Annotated in this window: 18 protein-coding genes; 16 read left to right on the top strand and 2 right to left on the bottom strand. The window is 36.4% G+C overall.

What is annotated here, in order from left to right:
• The 10 genes from BLR86_RS01480 to BLR86_RS01435 all read left to right on the top strand — a co-directional run.
• Window positions 1–1,152 (top strand): acyl-CoA dehydrogenase family protein (locus BLR86_RS01480; protein WP_090757875.1); only part of this gene is annotated, 1,152 nt, incomplete at its 5' end.
• Between the two features lie 257 nt (window positions 1,153–1,409).
• Entirely contained in the window at window positions 1,410–2,795 is a 1,386-nt protein-coding gene (locus BLR86_RS01475; RefSeq protein WP_090757874.1) for an MmgE/PrpD family protein, read from the top strand.
• A gap of 55 nt (window positions 2,796–2,850) precedes the next feature.
• On the top strand, window positions 2,851–3,909 hold the full coding sequence (locus BLR86_RS01470) for a TRAP transporter substrate-binding protein (RefSeq protein ID WP_090757873.1): 1,059 nt from the start codon (window positions 2,851–2,853) through the stop codon (window positions 3,907–3,909).
• Window positions 3,910–4,044: 135 nt separating this feature from the next.
• Window positions 4,045–4,542, top strand: coding sequence for a TRAP transporter small permease (locus tag BLR86_RS01465; protein ID WP_175492757.1), 498 nt, complete (start codon window positions 4,045–4,047; stop codon window positions 4,540–4,542).
• Window positions 4,543–4,612: 70 nt separating this feature from the next.
• The gene (locus BLR86_RS01460; RefSeq protein WP_090757871.1) at window positions 4,613–5,872 is read left to right on the top strand and encodes a TRAP transporter large permease; all 1,260 of its coding nucleotides are present in this window, start codon (window positions 4,613–4,615) and stop codon (window positions 5,870–5,872) included.
• Between the two features lie 98 nt (window positions 5,873–5,970).
• A complete protein-coding gene (locus tag BLR86_RS26925; protein ID WP_090757870.1) occupies window positions 5,971–6,177 on the top strand; it encodes an SDR family NAD(P)-dependent oxidoreductase in 207 nt (68 codons plus the stop codon).
• 265 nt (window positions 6,178–6,442) lie between these two features.
• Window positions 6,443–7,681, top strand: a complete 1,239-nt coding sequence (locus tag BLR86_RS01450) for an MFS transporter (RefSeq protein ID WP_090757869.1) — start codon at window positions 6,443–6,445, stop codon at window positions 7,679–7,681.
• A gap of 58 nt (window positions 7,682–7,739) precedes the next feature.
• Window positions 7,740–8,978, top strand: a complete 1,239-nt coding sequence (locus tag BLR86_RS01445; protein WP_090757868.1) for an MFS transporter — start codon at window positions 7,740–7,742, stop codon at window positions 8,976–8,978.
• Between the two features lie 521 nt (window positions 8,979–9,499).
• Entirely contained in the window at window positions 9,500–10,831 is a 1,332-nt protein-coding gene (locus tag BLR86_RS01440; protein ID WP_090757867.1) for an MmgE/PrpD family protein, read from the top strand.
• A gap of 341 nt (window positions 10,832–11,172) precedes the next feature.
• The gene (locus tag BLR86_RS01435) at window positions 11,173–12,357 is read left to right on the top strand and encodes a CaiB/BaiF CoA transferase family protein (protein ID WP_090757866.1); all 1,185 of its coding nucleotides are present in this window, start codon (window positions 11,173–11,175) and stop codon (window positions 12,355–12,357) included.
• Between the two features lie 197 nt (window positions 12,358–12,554).
• On the opposite strand, the gene BLR86_RS01430 is transcribed toward BLR86_RS01435, so the two are convergent.
• Complete coding sequence (locus BLR86_RS01430; protein WP_090757865.1) at window positions 12,555–13,763, bottom strand: MFS transporter; 1,209 nt, start codon at window positions 13,761–13,763, stop codon at window positions 12,555–12,557.
• A gap of 134 nt (window positions 13,764–13,897) precedes the next feature.
• On the opposite strand from BLR86_RS01430, the gene BLR86_RS01425 reads away from it, so the two are divergent.
• Window positions 13,898–14,794 (top strand): LysR family transcriptional regulator, encoded by an 897-nt coding sequence (locus BLR86_RS01425; protein ID WP_090757864.1) that lies wholly within the window; start codon window positions 13,898–13,900, stop codon window positions 14,792–14,794.
• 102 nt (window positions 14,795–14,896) lie between these two features.
• On the opposite strand, the gene BLR86_RS01420 is transcribed toward BLR86_RS01425, so the two are convergent.
• Complete coding sequence (locus tag BLR86_RS01420) at window positions 14,897–15,892, bottom strand: aldo/keto reductase (RefSeq protein WP_090757863.1); 996 nt, start codon at window positions 15,890–15,892, stop codon at window positions 14,897–14,899.
• A 688-nt stretch (window positions 15,893–16,580) separates the two neighbouring features.
• Between BLR86_RS01420 and BLR86_RS01415 the strand changes: the two genes are divergently transcribed.
• The 5 genes from BLR86_RS01415 to BLR86_RS01395 all read left to right on the top strand — a co-directional run bounded on the left by BLR86_RS01415 (window position 16,581) and on the right by BLR86_RS01395 (window position 21,307).
• Window positions 16,581–17,360, top strand: coding sequence for an enoyl-CoA hydratase/isomerase family protein (locus BLR86_RS01415; protein ID WP_090757862.1), 780 nt, complete (start codon window positions 16,581–16,583; stop codon window positions 17,358–17,360).
• Window positions 17,361–17,410: 50 nt separating this feature from the next.
• Window positions 17,411–18,583, top strand: a complete 1,173-nt coding sequence (locus BLR86_RS01410) for an acyl-CoA dehydrogenase family protein (RefSeq protein WP_090757861.1) — start codon at window positions 17,411–17,413, stop codon at window positions 18,581–18,583.
• 51 nt (window positions 18,584–18,634) lie between these two features.
• On the top strand, window positions 18,635–19,981 hold the full coding sequence (locus BLR86_RS01405) for a CoA-binding protein (protein ID WP_090757860.1): 1,347 nt from the start codon (window positions 18,635–18,637) through the stop codon (window positions 19,979–19,981).
• A 73-nt stretch (window positions 19,982–20,054) separates the two neighbouring features.
• Window positions 20,055–20,513 carry a MaoC/PaaZ C-terminal domain-containing protein gene (locus BLR86_RS01400; protein ID WP_090757859.1) on the top strand — a complete coding sequence of 153 codons (459 nt, stop codon included), beginning with the start codon at window positions 20,055–20,057 and terminating at the stop codon, window positions 20,511–20,513.
• Window positions 20,514–20,554: 41 nt separating this feature from the next.
• Entirely contained in the window at window positions 20,555–21,307 is a 753-nt protein-coding gene (locus tag BLR86_RS01395; protein WP_090757858.1) for an SDR family oxidoreductase, read from the top strand.
• The last annotated feature ends 67 nt before the right edge of the window (window positions 21,308–21,374 follow it).

Below are 21,374 nucleotides of genomic sequence, written 5' to 3'. Positions count from 1 at the left end.
ACGCAAGAACAAGAAATGATAAGAAAAACAGCCCGGGACATCGCAAGTCAATTTGATGATGAATATTGGAGGAAAGCTGATAAAGAACATCGATTTCCACAGGAATTCTATGATGCGTATGCAGATGCGGGATTAATCGGTGTCATGATTTCGGAAGAGTATGGAGGTGGAGGATTAGGGGTAACTGAGGCAGCGCTCATTTTGCATGAAATTGCAAAATCGCCGGCAGGATTTGATGGCGCTTCAACTATCCATGCATCACTCTTTGGCCCGAACCCATTATTTTTCCATGGAAATAAAGAACAGAAAGAAAAATACATGCCTAGCATTGCAAACGGGGAACTCCAGGTTTGTTTCGGAGTTACAGAACCTAATGCCGGAACAGATACAACAAGAATTACGACTTTCGCCAAACGTGAGGGCGATAAGTATATTATTAATGGACATAAAGTGTTTATTACAAAGGCGCAAAAGTCCGAAAGAATTCTGCTAGTTGCCAGAACAACACCATATGATCAAGTTACAAAGAAAACTGATGGTATGTCATTGTTTTTTGCACCGAATGATCGATCAGCCATTACAATCAAAGAAATTGAAAAAATGGGTCGGAATGCAATCGATACCAATGAGCTTTTTATAGAGGGATTGGAAGTTGATGCCTCCGATTTGATTGGAAAAGAAGGGAAAGGCTTTAAATATTTATTAGATGGATTAAATCCAGAAAGAATTCTTGTTGCTTTTGAAGCCATTGGTATCGGATATTCTGCGATTGAACGGGCTTCTAAATATGCAAATGAACGCGTAGTGTTTGGTCGACCAATTGGAAAAAATCAAGGCGTACAATTTCCGCTGGCAGATGCATATTCACATTTAAAAGCTGCCGAGGCATTGGCTTATCGTGCGGCATGGTTATATGACAATGGCCGTCCATGCGGTCCGGAGGCAAATATGGCCAAGCTTCGAGCGTCAGAAGCAGGATTCGCTGCCGTAAATGCTGCAATGCAAACATTTGGCGGATATTCCTATGCAACAGAATATAATATTGAGAGATTTTATCGTCAAATTCATTTACCAAGAGTTGCGCCGATTAACAATGAAATGGTTAAAGCTTATGTTGCCCAACACTGTTTGGGAATGCCAAGGTCATATTAATAGCTGAAGAATTATATTTTATTTCGCTGATACCCCACCTTAACGAGGCGGGGTATCAGCGAACAGAAAATATTGACTATATAATTAGATCGTTACCATGTTATTATGTTGAATAATAGAAATTTTATAAAAAATGTAAGGGTTTATGTCATTCTTTTTTAGTGACACGATAAAGCTTCTGTGGAAAACTAGATTTAGTTTTAGAATGTTATTTAAGCTTGGAAAATTTCCAACCTTAATTCCAAGGAGGAAATATTATGGATCATTTGGAAAGGATCGTTAAGATTGCAAATTCCCTCTCGTTTGATGAAATACCATATAACGTTTTAGATGCTTCAAAGAAAGACATCTTGGATACTCTTGGCTGCATATTAGCGGGTGTAAATGCAGAAGGAACAAACGAGTTGCTGCAAATCATATCCGATTGGGGGGGGAAGAAGGAAAGTACAATCCTATATCATGGAATAAAGGTACCTGCTCCATTTGCTACCTTAGTAAATTCAACCATGGCACATGCAAGGGATTTTGATGATACACATGATGAGGCAGTTCTTCATGCAGGAGTTTCGATTATTCCCGCCGCTTTGGCTGCAGCCGAAAGGGCAGGGGAATGTGATGGAAAATTATTTTTGAAGGCGGTTACATTAGGTTTGGATTTCTTATGCAGATTAGGGAAAGCAACAAAGATTGGAGCCACTGAGATAGGTCTTGTTTATACCTCTACATTTGCTTATTTTGCATCGGCCCTGACTGCTGGTTTGATCCTAAAGCTAAATGATGAACAATTGATGAATGCTATAGGAATAACAATGAGTCAAGTAGCAGGTACTGTACAAGCAGTTTCAGATGCAGCTTTAACAAAGCGGATTCAACCAGCTTTCGGTGCACAAGCAGGGGTAACCGCTGCTATTCTTGCAAAGCAAGGTATAACGGGTGCCAGAAATGTTTTCAATGGTAAATTTAGTTTTCCTAAAGTTTACTTAAACGATCATTTTGACTACGATTTATTAATCGATTCATATGGGGAAAATTTCGAAAGTGAAAATTTAAGCTTTAAGCCTTATCCTTGTTGTCGTTTTACCCACCCGGCAATTGATGCGGCTTTGCAATTACGAGAGGAAACAAACATGAATCCAGAAGACATCGTGGAAATTTCAGTAGATGTTACAACTCATGCAAATGTTGTATGTGAACCGGTTGAAAGAAGAAAAAAACCGCAAGTCGTTGTAGATGCACAATTTAGTATTCCATATACAGTAGCAGTGGCTTTGGTAAAGGGGAAAGTGTTTGTTGAAGATTTTACGGAAACAGCGATTGCTGACCAGAGGATTCTGAATATAGCCAGTAGAGTGATAACTAGATATGATAATAGTTTGGCAGGTAGGGGGATTTCCCCGGCCATCGTAACTATTGTCACAAAGGATCGTAACGTTCATCGGAGAAGAGTTGACCATCCACTGGGCAGTATTGAAAATAGTATGAGTTTCGAAGAGATAGTTGATAAGTTTAAGAAATGCTCCAAACTAACACCTAATGAAATTCCGGAAAAAAATATTAATGAGGTAATTAGGAGAATTGGGGAATTGGAGAAAGAAAATAACATCACAGAATTTACTAACCTATTAACACTGAATAGTTTTTAATAATTTTCAATCTAAGCATAGGTATGAAATATTAATCATCACAGGGGGTAAATAAATGTTATCGAAAAAATATTCAATTCTACTTAGTTGTTTAATGGTTTTACTATTAATCATGGCAGGTTGTGGCTCAAATTCAAAAGAAGCAGGAGGCGAAGCTAGAGAAGATGTGATTACACTAAAATTTGCAACGTGGCATTCTGCAGAGTCAACTACTACTAAAGAATACTTAAAACCATTTATGGAAAAGGTTACTAGCTTAACAGATGGCCGTGTTCAGTTTGATTTTTATCCTGGGGAGCAATTGGGGAAAGCGGCTGATTCAGTGAATTTGGTGGCTAGTGGTGTGGCCGATATTAGTCATTTCGCGCCTGCTTATACACCTAGTGAAACAGCTTTGGGCGCGGTAATTCCTGGTATACCAGGACTATTTGAAACAACTCCTCAAGGTGCACAGGCTTTTTTTAAAATGTCCCAACAAAGCCCAGCATTGGAAGAAGACTATTTAAATAATGGTGTAAGACTCGTATCTTCAGGGTTAACTCCGTTTTACTATATATTTAATAGTAAAAAAGAAGTCAAGGTTCCAGAAGATGCAAAAGGATTAAAACTAAGAGGGGCGGGTGGTGTACTTACATCAATAGTAGAGCACCTTGGGGCCACACCGGTAACAATGCCTTCGGCTGATTTATATACTGCTTATAGCTCAGGAGTTTTGGATGGAGTTCATGTTAGCGCTACTACAGTAGAACTTTACGATCTCCAAGAAATGACGGATTATGTAACAAAAATCAAATTGGGGACAGGAGTACATGGTCTCGTCATAAATGAAAAGGTATTTCAAGGTTTACCAAAAGATATCCAAGAGGTTATCATGCAAGTGGGCGAAGAAATGGGAAAAAGTATAACCCAATATGACGAAGAAAAAGATTTAAAAATTTATGAAGAATTTGTCGGATCTGGACAAATAACCGAACATAAATTATCAGAAGATGAAAAAGTGCGGTGGCAAAACTTCTATGATGGATTTAAAAAGAAAATATTGGAAAATAAAAAAAGTGATAATTTTGATAAAGCACTAGAAATATTTTTAGGTGAAATAGAAAAAGTTAAATAATCAATTACATCTTAAAAACGTTATCGAAAATAAATAATAAATGAGATGGATATTAATTGGTCACTCGTAGAAACAAACTGATTCATGTCTGATGATACGAGTGACTTCTATTTCATTTTACAAGGGAGGTTGACCATGAAACTGTTAAATAGATGGCTTGATAAAGTTGATTATTTCTTGGCGCTTATATCTGCTGGCACATTATTTTTAATGATGGTATGGATATTTATGGATGTTATTTTGAGATATTTTTTTCATAGACCTCTTCCTGGAACAATGGAAATTACCGGAGAGTACTTATTGCCTGTTATGGTTTACCTAGCTGTTAGTTATACACAGCAACAAAACGGGCATGTATATGTTGATTTTCTGTATCATAAGTTTTCTAAAGGCACAAAGAGAATTGTAGGGTTGTTTACTAATCTTGTAGCCTTAGTGCTTTTCATTATATTAAGCATAAATAACTTTAAAGAAGGATTGAAATATTATGCAAAGAATATTCAGTCTGTTGGCATACTAGATTATCCTCTGGCTCCGGCTCTGATGATCATTTCTTTAGGTTTATTAATAATGTGTATCAGGTTACTCATTGATTCGATTAATATTGTACAAGATAAAAAAGAATTCAAGTAAATATCGTATTTTTTTAGATTCATAAAAGTCATACAAACTGAACAGAGGTGATAAGGTGCTAATTTTCAATATGGTTTTATTGCTTATTTTGTTGTTTATCGGAATGCCGATCGGTTTTGTATTGTTAGCGGTCGGTTCATTGGGGGTATTTTTGTTTTCAGGGTATGATACACTGCAAGGTATATTGTCAACAACCGCATACCGCAGTGTGAATAGCTTTGTTTTTAGCGCGGTGCCGTTATTCATCCTTATGGCTCATTTTATTTCGAAAAGTAGAATTGCAGATGACTTATTTGGTTGTGTACTGAAATGGGTGGGGCATACACCGGGAGGAGCTGGGGTTTCGACAGTCTTCGCGAGTGCCGGTTTTGGTGCACTTTCTGGAAGCAGTGTCGCTGCGGCTTCTGTTATGTCGGAAATAGCAGTTCCCAAAATGATAGAGGCCAAATATCCACCACATTTAGCAGCGGGACTAGTCGCTACATCTACGGGTACATTGGCTGCATTGATTCCACCTAGTATTCCCTTGATTTTATATGGTATCCAAACTGAAAACTCGATTGGAAAACTGCTAATGGCAGGTATTATTCCAGGGTTACTAGTTGCATTGTTATTGTCTATATCCGTTGTTTTATTAGGGATTAAAAACAACAGCAAAACTGAAAAATATTCCTGGAAAGAAAGATGGTTGTCACTTAAATTAATATGGCCTGCTGTTCTATTAATACTAATAGTTGTGACTGTCATCTATTCTGGTATAGCAACACCGACAGAGGCTTCAGCTTTTGGTGCTTTTGGTGCACTTGTGATCGGTTTGAGTTTAAAAAGATTAAAGGTTTCGCAAATTACAGAAGCTTTAATGACTACGGTCAAACAAACAGCCATGATTTTCGTCATTGTCGTCGGTGCCCAGGTTTTTGCTTATTATATCACTTTGACAAGGATTGGAAATGCTATTTTGGAATCGATTTCAAATAGTGGGTTTCCTTCTTGGGTTATTTTGCTTTTCGTTATTCTTCTTTATCTGATTGTTGGGTTGTTTCTGGAAGTGATAGGGGCAATGTTATTGACTTTGCCGCTTGTTTACCCATTAATCATTGGGCTTGGCTATGATCCAATTTGGTTTGGGATTGTACTGGTAATTCTTCTCGAAATCGGTCTCGTCACTCCGCCTGTAGGAATGAATTTATTTATAACAAGTCAACATTCAGGCATACCGGTTCATAAAGTATTTATTGGTTCGTTACCGTTTATTGGTGTTTTATTGTTTTCAATTGTCATATTGATTCTTTTTCCGCAAATTGTTTTGTTTTTGCCAGCGTTAATGTAACTGAATTGCTTTACGCTTTGCTGAAGAGGGAGCCAACTGGAGATAACGGACAATAACAAGGTTTTTGCAGTTCGGGCCATGCATTAGTATTAGAGGAAGTGCAAGGGATTAGTGAACTAATTAAGCTAGAATTTCAAAAAGCAGATATATTAATAAATGTTGTTGGAGGTATTCGCGATAAAAGCCTAACTAGATCGATTCTAAAAATCGATGAAGAACGCTGGGATCAAACAATGGCCTTAAATTTAAAGGGATGTCTTAATTGTACGAAGTTAATTGCCCCAATAATGCTAAAGAATAGATAGGGAAAGATTGTTAATATATCCCACAACATACTGACAGGAAAGTGGAGAAAAAACGAAAATTTTTCTCCACTTTCCCTATTTAAAGGACTTATCATACAGCCACTTCTGTCATTGAGGTATATGCATCTTAATTAAAATAAGTCTTTTCGATTTGGCATGTTTTTTGCATGTTGTGTATATGAAAGATTAATAAATAGAACTCAATTAATAGGTGGTGAAATAAGAATAGCATAACGGAAAAATATAATAAAAAGAGGGTCTTTATATGTTAATTAACAAAAATTATCCCATAGGGATATTTACATTTTTAATATTTTTCCAACTAACGTCTTCCATGATCTATACGGGTGTTACACCCATTTTGCCTTTTATTCAGCAGGAATTACATTTATCCGTTGTACAAATGGGATATTTGGCATCTGCAGTTTTTTTAGGAAGCGCAATTTGCTCTATACCTTCCGGGATACTAGTAGACTATTTTGGTTTAAAACGTTCTCTATTTTTTGGAGGGCTTGTTGTTGGATTAATATCTATCAGTCTATATTGGCTGAACGAATATTTGCTAATCCTGTTTGCTTTCAATTTTATAGGTGTTTTCTATGCAATTTTTCATCCAGCTCTTAGTAAGGGCATCTTAATTTTATTTCCATCACGGGTTAGAGGTACTCTCATTGGAATAAAGCAAACGGCTGCCAGCATTTCTGCTTTAATAGTGGCTATTTGGCTCCCCTTTATGGCTGTAAATTATTCTTGGAAGATGGGGATTATGCTCATTGGTTGCTCCTTGATGGTTATTAGTTTTATAGCCTTTTTATTTTTGGATGTTCAAGGTGAAGGTCGTAAAATGAAAGACTCTTCAAAAAGTAAGTTAACAAGAACTGATTTTGTATATGTTCTAAGAAACAAACAGCTTAAAACTATATGCTTTGTTATTCCCTTTATGTTTATAGCTCAGTTCACAATCCCAACTTATATTGTGGTAGATGTGAACGAACGTTTTGATATCCCACTGATCGATGCAGGATATTTACTTGCCTTTTTACAGTTTGGTGCAATTATTGGGCGGTTATTGTTCGGATTTCTGGGAGATAGGTTGTTTTTAAACCGAAGGGTGCTTTTTCTGGCATGGATATGTATTGCAATCTGCCTTATCATGTTTATCTTTGCGGTGCTTCCATTTAACAATTTTATCATACTTTCTATTATTGCTTTATTGATTGGTCTGACAGCCTCGGGCTGGACTGGAATATATACGGTTATTGTCCTTGAAGCGATAGAAACAAAATATGTGGGCTTTGCCCTTGGCTTAACTATGACTTTGGGGTATATAGGCACGACTGCAGGGGCCACAATATTCGGATATTTCCATGAACTTTTTGGTGGTTTTTCAATCCCTTGGATGCTTTTTGCAGGAACTATGTTTTTTTCAGCAGTAGCATTATATCGCTTGCAAAGAAAGATAGATCAGGATGTTAAAGAATTAAATACCTTAGAAATGTCATAAAGCCATACCATGCATTACGTTTTTCAAGCTTTTATCTTCTTAAAAAAGAGGGCTTAAAATGTTAAATATAAAATCATATCCGATATGGATATTTACATCTTTTTTATTCTTGCAATTAACGTCTTCAATGGTATATCTAGGTATTACCCCTATTTTACCTTTTATTCAGCAGGAATTACATTTATCAATGGTACAAATAGGATATTTAGCAGCCGCAGCTACTTTAGGAAGCGCAATATGCTCTATACCTTCCGGGATCCTAGTAGATTATTTTGGTGTAAAACGTATTCTCTTTTTTGGAGGGATAATAGTTGGATTGATTTCAATTAGCTTATATTGGCTAGATGAATATATGATAATCCTGATTGCTTACCTAATTATGGGGATTTTCTTTTCAACTATTCCTCCAGCTATCAGTAAAGGCATCCTGATTTTATTTCCATCAAAAGTTAGAGGTACTTTCATAGGAATTAAGCAAGGAATCGTCGGCGTTTCTGGTTTACTTGTTGCTGTATGGTTTCCCTTTATGGCTGTAAATTATCATTGGAAGATGGGGTTTTTAATCATTGGCTGCGTCTTGATGGTTATCAGTTTTACATCTTTTTTATTTCGGGATGTTCAAGGTGAAGGGCGCAGCATGAAAGACTCCTCAAGAATAAAGTTAACAAGAAATGAGTTTGTATATGTTCTGCGAGACAAAAAGATTAAAACGATATGCTTGGTTATTCCTTTTTTATTTATAGCTCAATTTACAATAACAGCTTATTTTGTGGTAGATGTGAATGAACGATTTGATATTTCGCTAATCTATGCAGGATATTTACTTGCTTTTTTACAGTGCGGCTCGATTATTGGGCGGTTTTTATTTGGATTTCTCGTAGATTGGTTGTTTGTTCATTGCAGAGTGCTATTTCTATCATATATATGTATAGCAAACTGCATGATCATGTTTATCTTCGCATTGCTCCCTTTTAACAATTTTATCATACTTTCTATTACTGCTTTAATTATTGGCATGACCGGTTCGGGTTGGGCTGGATTATATACTGTTATTGTCCTTGAATCAGTAGAAGCAAATTACGTGGGATTTGCCCTTGGATTTACCTTGACTCCGGGCAATATCAGCACGACGATTGGAACCACCCTATTCGGATATTTATATGAACTTTTTGGTGGATTTTCGATCTCTTGGAAGCTATTAGGAAAAGCTATGTTTTTCTCATCAGTGACATTATATCGCTTGCAAAGAAAGATAGATCAGGATGTTAAAGAATTAAATACTTTAAAAATGCCATAAATCATTTAAGCATTACGTTTTTCAATCATCAGATGCAAAATAACATTTATATTCATCGCGATGTAATGCAACAATGCATTAGATAGAAGCTAATCCGGAATTATTTTATGTATTTTCCTAACAAATGCTTAGTTTAATTGTACAAATACTACTTGGCATGATAATTGCATGATTATTTAATGTATTTACAATACACCTATAGAGAATTTAAAACGGTTACAAAGGGGGGTGATTACAAATTAATACTAGTATCTTTTATAAAGAAATGCGAAATCTAAAAAAATTTCGAAAGTTATTAAATAGGGGAGGAAGAGGAATGGGGAAAAATATTAAATTATTAATCAACTCTCGTAGATGACATCGGTAAATAAACCTTGGTATACCTAGGAAGACCAGAGCCCCACTGCTCAAGTTGGTTTTGTAACTAAAAAGGAGAAATATGATGAAAGCAAGCTACACAATCATTATAAAAGATGTAATTTGCTTGTTTGTATAATTACTATTGAAAGGATGATTTTAAAATGACAATTGCAGACGTAATTAGTAAATTTGTATATGAAACAAACTATGAGGATATCCCTAAAGAAACACTTGAATTCACTAAAGAATTAGCATTAAAAACGATGGCTGGAATGATCTCAGGATCAAAAATGGCTTCAACTGAAAAGATTATTGATTATGCAAAATCAAACCTGGGTACACCTGAGGTAAATGTAATCGGTTATGATTTTAGAAGTTCATTAGAAATGGCTATTTTTGTAGATGGTTATACCTCTCATGTAGCAGAATTGGAAGATGATCAGTTCCCTTCTGCTACAAGCGATATTACAATTTTTCCAGTAACATTTCCTTTAGCAGAGAAACTCAATTTAACGGGCAAACAATTTCTTGAATCGTCCGCGTTAGGACTAGAGGTAATGAATAGAATAGGACAGTATCAATTAGCGCCACTAGGAATAACAGACCTACCATTCTATGGAGTTATTGGTGCAGCAGTTGCATCAGCAAAAGCAATGAACTTAAATGAAGAACAAATAAAGTCAGCAATTGGAATAGCAATTGGTAGATCAGCAGGTTATATTTCCAATTTTGGTACTGATGCACATTACTTAGAGTCTGCTCTAGCATGTAAAGACGGTTACTTAGCAGCTTTATTTGCTAAAAATGGCTTAACTGGGGGAACAAACATAGAGGCTTGGCTAGAAAGCTTGCTGTCGGGTAGGGGTTGTGATCTAAAAGAAATTACGAAAGACTTAGGTGAAAAGTGGTATATTCACAATTTTTGGATTAAAAAATATCCTTGTTGTTTCGCAACTCACCGTCAAATCGACATGATTAGAACAATTAAAAATGAAAACAATATTAATGCAAATGATGTTGATTTAATCGAACTAGAAGTTGGTACAATTGACGCAATTTGTGTTGATAGACCAAATCCAATAGATATTGAAGATAGTAGATTTAGCCTACAGCATGTTATAGCAGGGGTCCTTATCGAAGGGGATATTAGTTATGACAACTTTACACTAGACAAAGCAATTAATGATGAAAGATATAAGAAGGAGCGTTCAAAAGTTAAAGTAAATATTAATGAAGATTGGCCAAAAGGATTCAACTCTGGAACTGCCACATTAGCTGTAACTTTAAAAAATGGCGAAAAATATGAACTGAGCGCTAAACAAGCATTAGGTGGCCCTGAAAAACCACTAACAAGAGAACAACATATTGATATCTTTAAAACATATACTGCAGGAAAACTACCAGATGAAAAAATTAAAGATATTTATGAAATATTGTTAAATATTGAAAACTATAGTGATATTAGGGTACTTACAGATTTGGTATACAGCTAAATTATTTACTCAACTTTCGCAGAGTAATATCGGTAAATATGAAGGTGAAAAAGGATATTCCGATTATGGAGTAGCTAAAATCCAATTGATACAGCCAACACTGCTCTTTTTTTGGCAAGTAAAGACTCAGAATCTATTATTGGAGCATATCATCCCTGTTTCCGGTGTGATATGCTCCAATTTATTGCAATTCTTAGATAACAGCACATAGTATTATAGGACAAGTGCTGCATGTGGATGGCGGTAAGAACTTGGGAGCACGAAATGTATAAATCTCTTAGAAAGTTTTAGGTAATATAAACTGCCATTTTTAAAATAAGTATCTTAGGGAGTGGATATGAATGCAGTCGTTGGAAGGTATAAAAATACTTGATTTATCAAGGACACTAGCAGGGCCATTTTGCACTATGCTGCTTGGAGATATGGGAGCGGATGTAATAAAAGTGGAGCAGCCTGGATCAGGTGATGAAACAAGAAGGTTTACTCCTCCTACTTGGAACGGGGAAGCAACCTATTATCTAAGTTCTAACCGAAACAAACGAGGAATTACAGTTGATTTGAAATCACCAGAGGGAAAGGAAATTATTTATAAATTAGCCAAAGATGCTGATATTTTTGTAGAAAACTTCCGAACTGGAGCAATGGATAAACTTGGCTTAGGTTATGAAAAAATAAAAGAAATTAATCCACGAATTGTTTACACTTCAATCTCAGGATTTGGTCGAACAGGCCCTGAAAAAGACAGAGCAGGTTACGATCTTTTATTACAAGGGTTTGGAGGATTAATGAGTATTACTGGAGACCCAGATCGTCCGCCAGCAAAAGCCGGAATGTCAATAGTCGATTTGTCGACAGGACTTTTCGCTGTCTATGGAACACTTAGCGCATTGATAGCTGCTCAAAGAACTGGGAAGGGTCAGTTTGTTGATGTCAGTTTATTAGATGGTCAGATTTCATTGTTGAATTACTTGGCCACTGCCTATTTTGCAACAGGAAAGCCTGCAGGAAGAATGGGCTCATCGCATCCATCAATTGCTCCGTATCAGGCCTTTAGAGCTAAGGATATGGATTTCATCTTGGCAGTTCCCAATGATGGATTATGGAAGAAGTGTTGCGAAGCATTAGATTGGATTGATTTATTAGAAGATTCACGCTTCGCTAAAAATATAGACCGTGTAGCCAATCGCCAAGAACTCGTTTCAATCATGTCGGATCGATTTATTCAGATGGAGTACAAAGAGATTTTTGAAACATTGGATAAGTTTGGTGTTCCGTGTGGTCCCATACATTCAATTGACCAAATTCTTAACCACCCACAAATAAAAGCTAGAAACATGATTCAAGAAATTGAACATCCAATCGTAAATGAACTCAAAGTTCCGGGATTCCCAGTAAAGTTATCAGAAACTCCAGCAATCTTGAGACATCACCCTCCACTTCTAGGTGAACATACAGACGATGTTTTATCTGAATTAGGATATTCTACCGAACAAATTGAAGAATTGAAAAACAAGAAAATCGTCTAAATATCTATAAGAGGATAGGAATATCCCGCTGAGATTAAAAATTATTTGTCGACTCATCCGTAGATGCATAATTATCCCTTTTCCAAAGTAAAAAGCACTCGGGTTGAGTGCTTTTTTTATTGAATCGACGAACCTTCATCACCAAAAGAAAAATAAGGTAGGTGATATTCTTATTAAAAATAGGAAACTTGAAGACATTATATATATTTTGAGTTTTCTTCCTGTAATAACTTAACATAATCTTTATTTCTTCCATGCAAGAAATAATATAAAATTGCAGATGCTAAAACGACAATAGCCATAATTACATATAAGTTTTTAAAACCTATGATAGGAATTAAAAATCCAAATAAAAATGGTCCGAACCCTGCACCTATATCTGCGAATATAAAGTATGTTGACGTGGCCAAGCCCATTCGATTGCGAGGGGAAACCTTAACGGCTATAGCTTGAGCACTTGGTGAAAATGTTCCATGGCCTAGTCCGATAAAAACGGCAGATAATAAGAGCATAAATCCATGATGAACATTACTTACCATCAATAAACCTATAGCAAAACAAATAAGAGCAGGATACACCACAAAATTTTCTCCTCTAACATCAAACAACCGTCCTGTAAATGGTCTTGATACCAAAGCGACTATGGAATAAACGATAAAGAAGAAACTAGCGACATCGACTAAATGAATTTGTTGCGCATATGCGTTAATAAATGAAAGAATACTGGAATATGCCATACCTATGAAAATACTTACAATTGAAATCGGAAGTGCTTTCGGCTCTAAGAAGTTGCTTAACTTAAACCCTTTCATGCTATTTAATTTTTCTTTATTATATTCCATTTTTGGCACATTGAGAAAAATAGAAGATAGGAAGCTCATCACTATTAATACGGTACATACAACAAATATCATCTTAAATCCTAAATACTGATTAATAAAGATACCGAAAAATGGACCCATTGCCGCAGCAATGGTTGTACTTAATGCATAATAACCAGTACCTTCGCCTCTTCGTTCATCTGGAATAACGCTCGATACAATGGTCCCTGTTGCTGTTGAAGCTACTCCAAATCCAATACCGTGTAAAAAGCGTACAATTAAGAGAATGGATAAGTTTGTAACGGTAAAATAAAGAAGGATCGTTATAATCGAAAAAATAACTCCGACATAAAGCATCTTCTTCCGCCCAATAATCTCTATATATTTACCCGAATAAAGACGCCCGAATAGCATTCCTATGATAAAAATACCTGCAGCCAAACCGCTCATACTTGTTGAGGCATGGAACTTATCTACTGTAAACACGACAATACTGGCAAATAATAAAAAATGAATAAAATATAGAAAAAAATTAGTTAAAGAAACCATAAAAAAATCTTTAGTCCATAATCTAGGTATACCCATTTTGAATCACACCTCTTTATTATTTATCAAACCACTGAATATTATAATCTTGATTGTATAGTTAATTTAATTTAATGTAAAATTACAATTATTAAAGATGATATTAGTAATGCTAATATCTAAAGGGGAAAACGATGAATTTTGAACAATTGGAGTATGTAAAGGAAATCATTGAAACGAAATCGATGTCGATTGCTGCACAGAATCTGCATATTACCCAATCAGCTATCAGCCAGTCGATTTCTTTATTGGAAAAAGAATTGGGGGTGCAATTATTTAAACGTTCGCGGTTTGGAACTGTACCAACTGATGAAGGGAAAAAAATTATTAAGAAATTGCTTGAGATTTTAAAAAAGACTGATGAATTGAAAGAAGAAGTCCAATCTATTACATCTTCCTTTAGTGGAGAATTAAAAATTGCTACAATTCCAAGCATATTTATGACTTTTTTACTTAAAACACTTTCGAGATTTAAAAATGATTTTCCGCAAATAAAGGTAACAATTGAAGAAATGGAAAAAAAAGATGTTATTGATAGTGTGAATCAAGGAGTAGTAGATTTGGGGTTAATTTCCTTATTTAATCCTGGAGATAAATTACCTGCCAATTTTACATTTCACTCATTTCACTATGAAGGAAATTTTAATATTATAGCCCCTAAAGACTCTGCCTTAGCTTTTAGTAAAGAACTACAATTAGTGGATATTAAGGACTATCCTTTTGTCATGTATGAAAGGAGTTATTTCAATAATCTAATTGAAGATTTAGAGAAACAATACGAACCAATAAATGTTATTTTAAGAACAAAAAATTCCGAAGTTATCAAGAGAGCAGTTTCAGAGGGATTGGGTATTAGTTTGGTTTCTAGTTTAATGTTAAAAGATGATCCATATTTAGAAAGTGGAAGGATCGTTGCTATTCCTTTGACTGGGTATCCTCTAAACTTTAACGTCCTATTTGGCGGTATTTTTTCATACGGTGGAAATCATTTCAGATTGGTAAAAAAGTTCTTAGAATATGTAGAAGTTTAATCTATAAACAAGAGGTTATTGAGTGGAAGAAAATTATTCTCCTGTTTTGAATCAAAGAACAGAGCAGAGTATAAACTCTGCTCCTGAAAAAAATTCATCAATCTAACGTGCACCAACTACTGGATGCGGTATATACGGTTCTTCTAGGTACGCAATTTCTTCAGGGGTTAATGTTAAGGGTAGAGCACCGACTGCATCCTCAAGATGGGATATTTTCGTTGCTCCGATAATGGGTGCTGTTATCGGTTCTTTTTGTAACAACCACGCAATTGCGATTTGTGAACGAAGGACTCCGTGTTTTTCAGCCAGCTCTGCAACCCGCTCTGCAATTAATCGGTCAGTGCTTGCAGTTTCATCGTACTTTGATTTCTGTGTTTGGTCTGTTTCGGAACGAAGTGTGGTTTCCAACCAATCACGGGTCAATTTACCTGAAGCAAGTGGACTATATGGAGTCACCCCGATTTTTTCCTCCTTACAAAGTGGTAACATCTCCCGTTCCTCTTCACGGTATATGAGATTGAGGTGGTTCTGCATTGATACAAAACGAGTCCATCCATTTTTCTCTGCCACATTCAATGCTTTTAGGAACTGCCATGCATACATTGCAGAAGCACCAATATATCTCGCCTTACCAGCTTTCACAACATCATGTAATGCTTCCATTGTCTCTTCGATGGGCGTGTTATAGTCCCAACGGTGGATTATATAAAGATCTACATAATCTGTTCCCAAGCGTTTTAGACTATTATCAATTTCGCTCATGATATGCTTTCGGGAGAGACCTTTCCTGTTCGGATCTTTGCTGTTTAAATCTTTTCCCGGTGGAAAATAAACCTTCGTGGCAAGGACAATCTCATCTCGGTTTGCGAAATCCTTAAGGGCACGTCCAATAAATTCCTCACTTGTGCCTTCTGAATAGACATTCGCTGTATCAAAGAAATTAACACCTAAATCAAGGGCTTTTTTGATTACAGAGCGACTGCTCGCTTCATCAATTACCCAAGGGTGTACCCAACGTTCCTTTTCACCAAAACCCATGCATCCGAGACAAAGCCGCGATACATCCAAGCCAGTATTTCCAAGTTTCACATAATCCATTGTTTTTTCCTCCCTTTTCAAAATCTGATTTTTGTCTCTCAATCAGTAAATGACATTTATCTTAATGTCTTTATAGGAAAAGAAAGAGAGTGCTTTCTCGAATAATTTCAAAAAAAGCCGATCTATCACTTGTACAAAGGTTGATGAGGGTGATAAATCGACTAGCCATTTAAAAGTAGCAAATTCTACAACCTTTACCCCTTTCAACTACAATATCTTCACTCTCCTTTTTAGTAGGTCAATTTATAAAATTTATACCTGCAAAAACTATGCCAAATTGAAGAAGTAAATTTCAATGAAATTTGTAGAATATTCCCATTGCTAAAAATGCAAGTTTACATTTTAATGCACTACTGGTACATTAATTTAATTTCATTATTAAAAATATTCATAGTGGACAGTTTTTGAAAATTTCGACCGGCCTATTGCATGATTGCATAATGATGACATTGCGCATTAATTAATGTAAAAAAGCATAAAAATCAAAGAGCAATATGGAAAGGTTTGTTTCACAATTTAAAATTGAGCCTCTACGGCATGACTTCTTTACGAAGTTTGCGTATATACAGACCCTTTTTTGAATTAATATTTATTGTAACAATGGGCATAGTGGGATGAGTTGGCATAATTCTTGCATATTATTTTAGTTAGATAGGGAAATCAAATATAAGAAGGGAAGATTGATTGAATGGAATTCCAACATATTAAAGCTTCAGTTGAAAATCAAGTTTGTCTTGTAAAATTAAACAGGCCTGAAATTCGAAATGCAATTGTAGTGGAAATGAGAGAAGAATTAATCGAGCTTTTCAAGTCTATAGACCGAGATGATGAAATAAGAGTAGTTGTTTTGACGGGTGAGGGCAAAGCCTTCTCCGCTGGCGGAGATTTAAGTACGCTAAGAGGTATTGATGCTGTATCTGGGAGAAAAAGATTACGATTAGGCCATGATATGATCAAAGCTGTTTTAAATTTGGAAAAACCTGTAATAGCTGCGGTAAATGGGGCAGCTGCAGGAGCAGGAATAAGTCTGGCATTGGCTTGCGATATGGTCTTTGCATCCCGCTCATCTTTTTTCGTACAAAGCTTCTCGAAAGTGGGTCTTGTTCCAGATCTTGGAATTACCCACCTGTTGCCTAAATTAATTGGTCGACAGCGAGCGCTTGAATTAATGTTCACAGGGGAGCAGATAACTGCAGAACAAGCTTACCAATTAGGAATCATTAACCGTATTACTGAAAACGATTCCTTACTTGATGAAGTTTATTCGGTAGCTCAAAAGTTGGTGGACGGTCCAGGTATGTCAATGGGGTTTGCGAAGAAATTGGTGAACCGCAGTATACACGCCGATCTTGACGAAACATTTGAACTAGAAAGTTTCGCTCAGGGGCTATGTTTTGAATCAAAAGATTTAGAAGAAGGTGTAAATGCTTTCTATGAAAAACGTAATCCTATATTTAATAGAGAATAAGGTTATTAGATAAAACTGAAAATAATTCGTGAGAAAGGGTTTGATAAAAGATGGATTTTAGAATTAGTGATGAACTTGAGGAAATGAGAAAAGCGGTAAGAGATTTTGTTGACAACACAGTAGATCCGATTGCGGATCAAATCGAACGGGAGGACCAAATTCCGGATCATATTTTACAGATGAGCAAAGATATGGGTTTGTTTGGGCTCAGTATTCCCGAAGAATACGGGGGGCTTGGCATCGGGATGGTAGGAAAATGTGTAATTTATGAAGAAATAGGTCGAACTTCCAATGGATATACAACGGTCCTTGGTTGTCATAATGCACTTGGTTCAGTAGGGATTGTTGAGATGGGAAATGAAGAGCAAAAAGCAAAATATCTACCTAAAATGGCTAGCGGAGAGTTTATAGGTGCGTTTGCCTTAACGGAACCTAGCGCTGGCTCCAATGCTACCAATTTAAAGACCACAGCGGTACGTAAAGGCGATAAATATATCATTAATGGTTCAAAACATTATATTACAAACGCACCGATTGCTGATGTGTTTACCGTAATGGCCGTAACAGACCGGTCTAAGGGTGCAAAAGGAATTACCTCTTTTATCGTAGAAAAGGGCTTTAAAGGTTTAATTATCGGAAAAACTGAAGAAAAGATGGGCTTGCGCGGATCGCATACAGCTGAGGTCTTCTTTGAAGATTGTGAAGTTCCTGTAGAAAATGTGCTTGGACAAGAAGGAATGGGGTACATCAATGCATTGAAAATTTTAGCAAATGGCCGCGCCGGTCTGGCTGCAAGAAATCTTGGGTCATGCCAAAAACTATTGGAATTGTCTTTGAAGTATGCTCATGAACGAGTTCAATTCGATAAACCAATTATTGAACAACAAATTATCCAGCATTATTTGGCTGAAATGGCATTAGATGTAGAAACATTACGGACTATGACGTATCGCGTGGCTTGGATGGTTGATCAGGGGATGAATGTACTCAAAGAGTCAGCGATGGTAAAACTTTTGGGTTCAGAAATATATAACCGGATTGCAGATAAAGCTGTGCAAATTCATGGAGGGCTAGGGTACATCAAGGATTTTCCGATTGAAAGATATTATCGTGATGCAAGAATTACGAAAATATATGAAGGAACTTCTGAAATTCAGAAAAATATCATAGCGGGTCAATTAATGAAAGAATTCGAAAAAGGCAATCATTTAGTTCGTGGATAATTATAGTTAACGATAACAAATTTTGATTTGTTTAAATGGGTGGTGATAATATTGGCAGAAAATAATTCTCCTGATTTTTCTTATCTACTTTTTCCCCGTTCAGTTGCATTAATGGGAGCATCTACAGATACTAATACAATAGAGGGAAGAGTGCTAATCAATCTTCAAAAGTCTCGCTTTAAGGGTAAAATTTATCCAGTTTGCTCTGGGTACAATGAGATATTTGGGATTCAGGTCTATTCTGATTTGATGAGTATACCTGAACAGATAGATACGGTTATCATTACTGAAGCCCCAGGTTCCGTTCTGACGTTGCTTAATGAATGTGAGGAAAAAAAAGTAAAGTTCATAATTTTATTAACTGGTTTTTTTGAATTACCTCAAGTCCAGCGCGAATTACGGAAAACCCTTAGGTCCTTTTCTGATAGGACGGGAATTCGAATCTTAAGCCCTAATAGTAACGGACTATTCAATATGGTTCAACCGTTTGGGATCACTTCTTCCATATATTATGAACCGACCCGCTTACAAAACGGTAAAATATCACTAATTACAGTGGATGGGGGATTAGGGAGAACCATACTAGATTCAGTTGATCATGGGATTGGTTTTAATTATTTGATAGATACCGGAAATGAAGTTGATTTAGAAGTTGCCGACTTTATCAAATATCTGGCATATGATTCCTCTACCCACGTTATATTTGCAATAGTGGAAGGGATAAAAGATCAGCAGAAGTTTCGAAATGCTGCAGAAGCAGCGAACAGGGCAGGAAAGCCCCTTATCGTATTAAACATAGGTCAGCCGGAAATGGGAGTAGTAAATCATCAGGCAGGTGTCATTTCAGTTACAGATCTCGATGAGTTTATGTATATTGGATGGCTTTTTATCGCACATGGAATTCCAGCAGGTAATCGGATTGGTATATTTTCTTACTCAGCGGGGATTAACACCTATTTGGCTAATAAGTGCAGGTTGGCGGGCCTTGATGTTCCCGCTCTTAATAATAAAACCAAAAGCCTATTATATGAACTTGCACCCGAGCTGGGGATAGCCTCTAATCCAATTCATATTACACCACCCATCATTCGGAATTTAGGAGTTTTCAGAGAGTATTTGGAAACGTTTGCAAATGACCCGAATTTAGATGTGATTTTAGTTCCATTTTCGTACAAATTGGGAAATTACTCGGAAATTATGGTCAGACAAACGTTGGAGGTCGCCAAGAGAATGAATAAACCGATTATTCCACTGTGGACTTCCTTATCAGGGGAAATGGAAGTAAGCTATGAAATTTTGCTGGATAGTAGGCTTCCGTTTTACCGAACGGCCGATTCTTGTATTCTTGCAGTCAAGCATTTCACAAATTATTACATGAATCGAAATGACACAATATAAAGCATATTGTTAAAGAAGTAAGTGATTAGATAGCTAACAAAAGACGATTATAATGTAAAAGGAGTAAATAGCGATGGGAAGATACTTTGAAGAATTTAAGATTGGTGAGGAATTTATTAGTCCGGGTAGAACGGTTACGGAGTCAGATATCGTCTCCTTTGCTGGTCTAACCGGTGATTATAATCCACTTCATACGAATGAGGAATTTGCTAAAGAGAGTGTATATAAAGGCCGTGTTGCTCATGGACTGCTAGGTCTGACATTCGTTTCCGGTTTAGTTACGCGAATTGGTGTGTTTGACGGGACCATCATGGGCTTCTTGGGATTAGAGTGGAAATTTTCAGGGCCTATTTATATCGGAGACACAATCCATTTTCGTATGAAAATTGCTGACCTAAGAGAGACATCAAAACCCGACCGTGGAATTTTGGTTCGGGATATTGATCTAATTAATCAAAGGGGAGAAGTAGTCCAAAAAGGTACGATGACGATCATGATGAAAAGAAAAACAGAAAAGGCATCTACAATTTAGTCGGTAATATATTTTTAGAATTTTGAGAGGAGACGTTAAACATGAATGTTAAAGATCGTGTCATATTAGTAACAGGTTCGGGAAGTGGAATTGGCGAAGGGATTGCAACAAGACTGGCTGCAAACGGGGCAAAAGTCATAATTAATGATATTGATTTAGCTAAAGCAGAAAATGTGGCGCATAGATTAAGGGAAAACGGGTATGAGGCTATCGGCTTACAAGCGGATATAACAAATACAGAGCAAGTGAATCAGATGGTAGATACCATTATTAACCATTATCAAAGAATTGATGGATTGGTTAACAATACTGGCGTTGTAAGGGATAACTTAATTTTAAAAATGCCGGAAGAAGACTTTGATTTTGTTCTGAATGTGAATTTAAAAGGTGCATGGATTTGTTCCAAGGCCGTACTTGGACAAATGAAACAGCAGGAATTCGGCCGGATTGTCAATATCTCATCTCGGGCATGGTTGGGTCAAGTAGGTCAATCAAATTATTCCGCTTCTAAAGGTGGATTAGTAAGTTTGACCCGTGCTTTGGCACTGGAGTTTGCCAAGTTTAATATAACGGTAAACTGTATTGCGCCGGGGTTAATTGATACGCCTTTGATCAGAAGTCTTAAACCTGAAGTTCAGCAAAATTTAATTAAAGCCCAGCCTACTCCGATCATCGGTCAGCCTACAGATGTTGCAAATACGGTTTTGTTTTTTACATCAGAGGAAGCTCGCTATATAACAGGGCAAGTGCTGCATGTTGATGGCGGGAAGAGCCTGGGAGCACGTAATATATGATTCTCGAAAGTAAATAAAAGCATCACTTAACAAATTCATTTTATTTTTTGCAATAATTGTATATTTC

Source organism: Bacillus sp. OK048 (assembly GCF_900103525.1).
Classification (GTDB): Bacteria; Bacillota; Bacilli; order Bacillales; family Cytobacillaceae; genus Neobacillus.
Note: the sequence above shows the minus strand (reverse complement) of the source record. Positions and strands in the feature narration are given on the sequence as shown.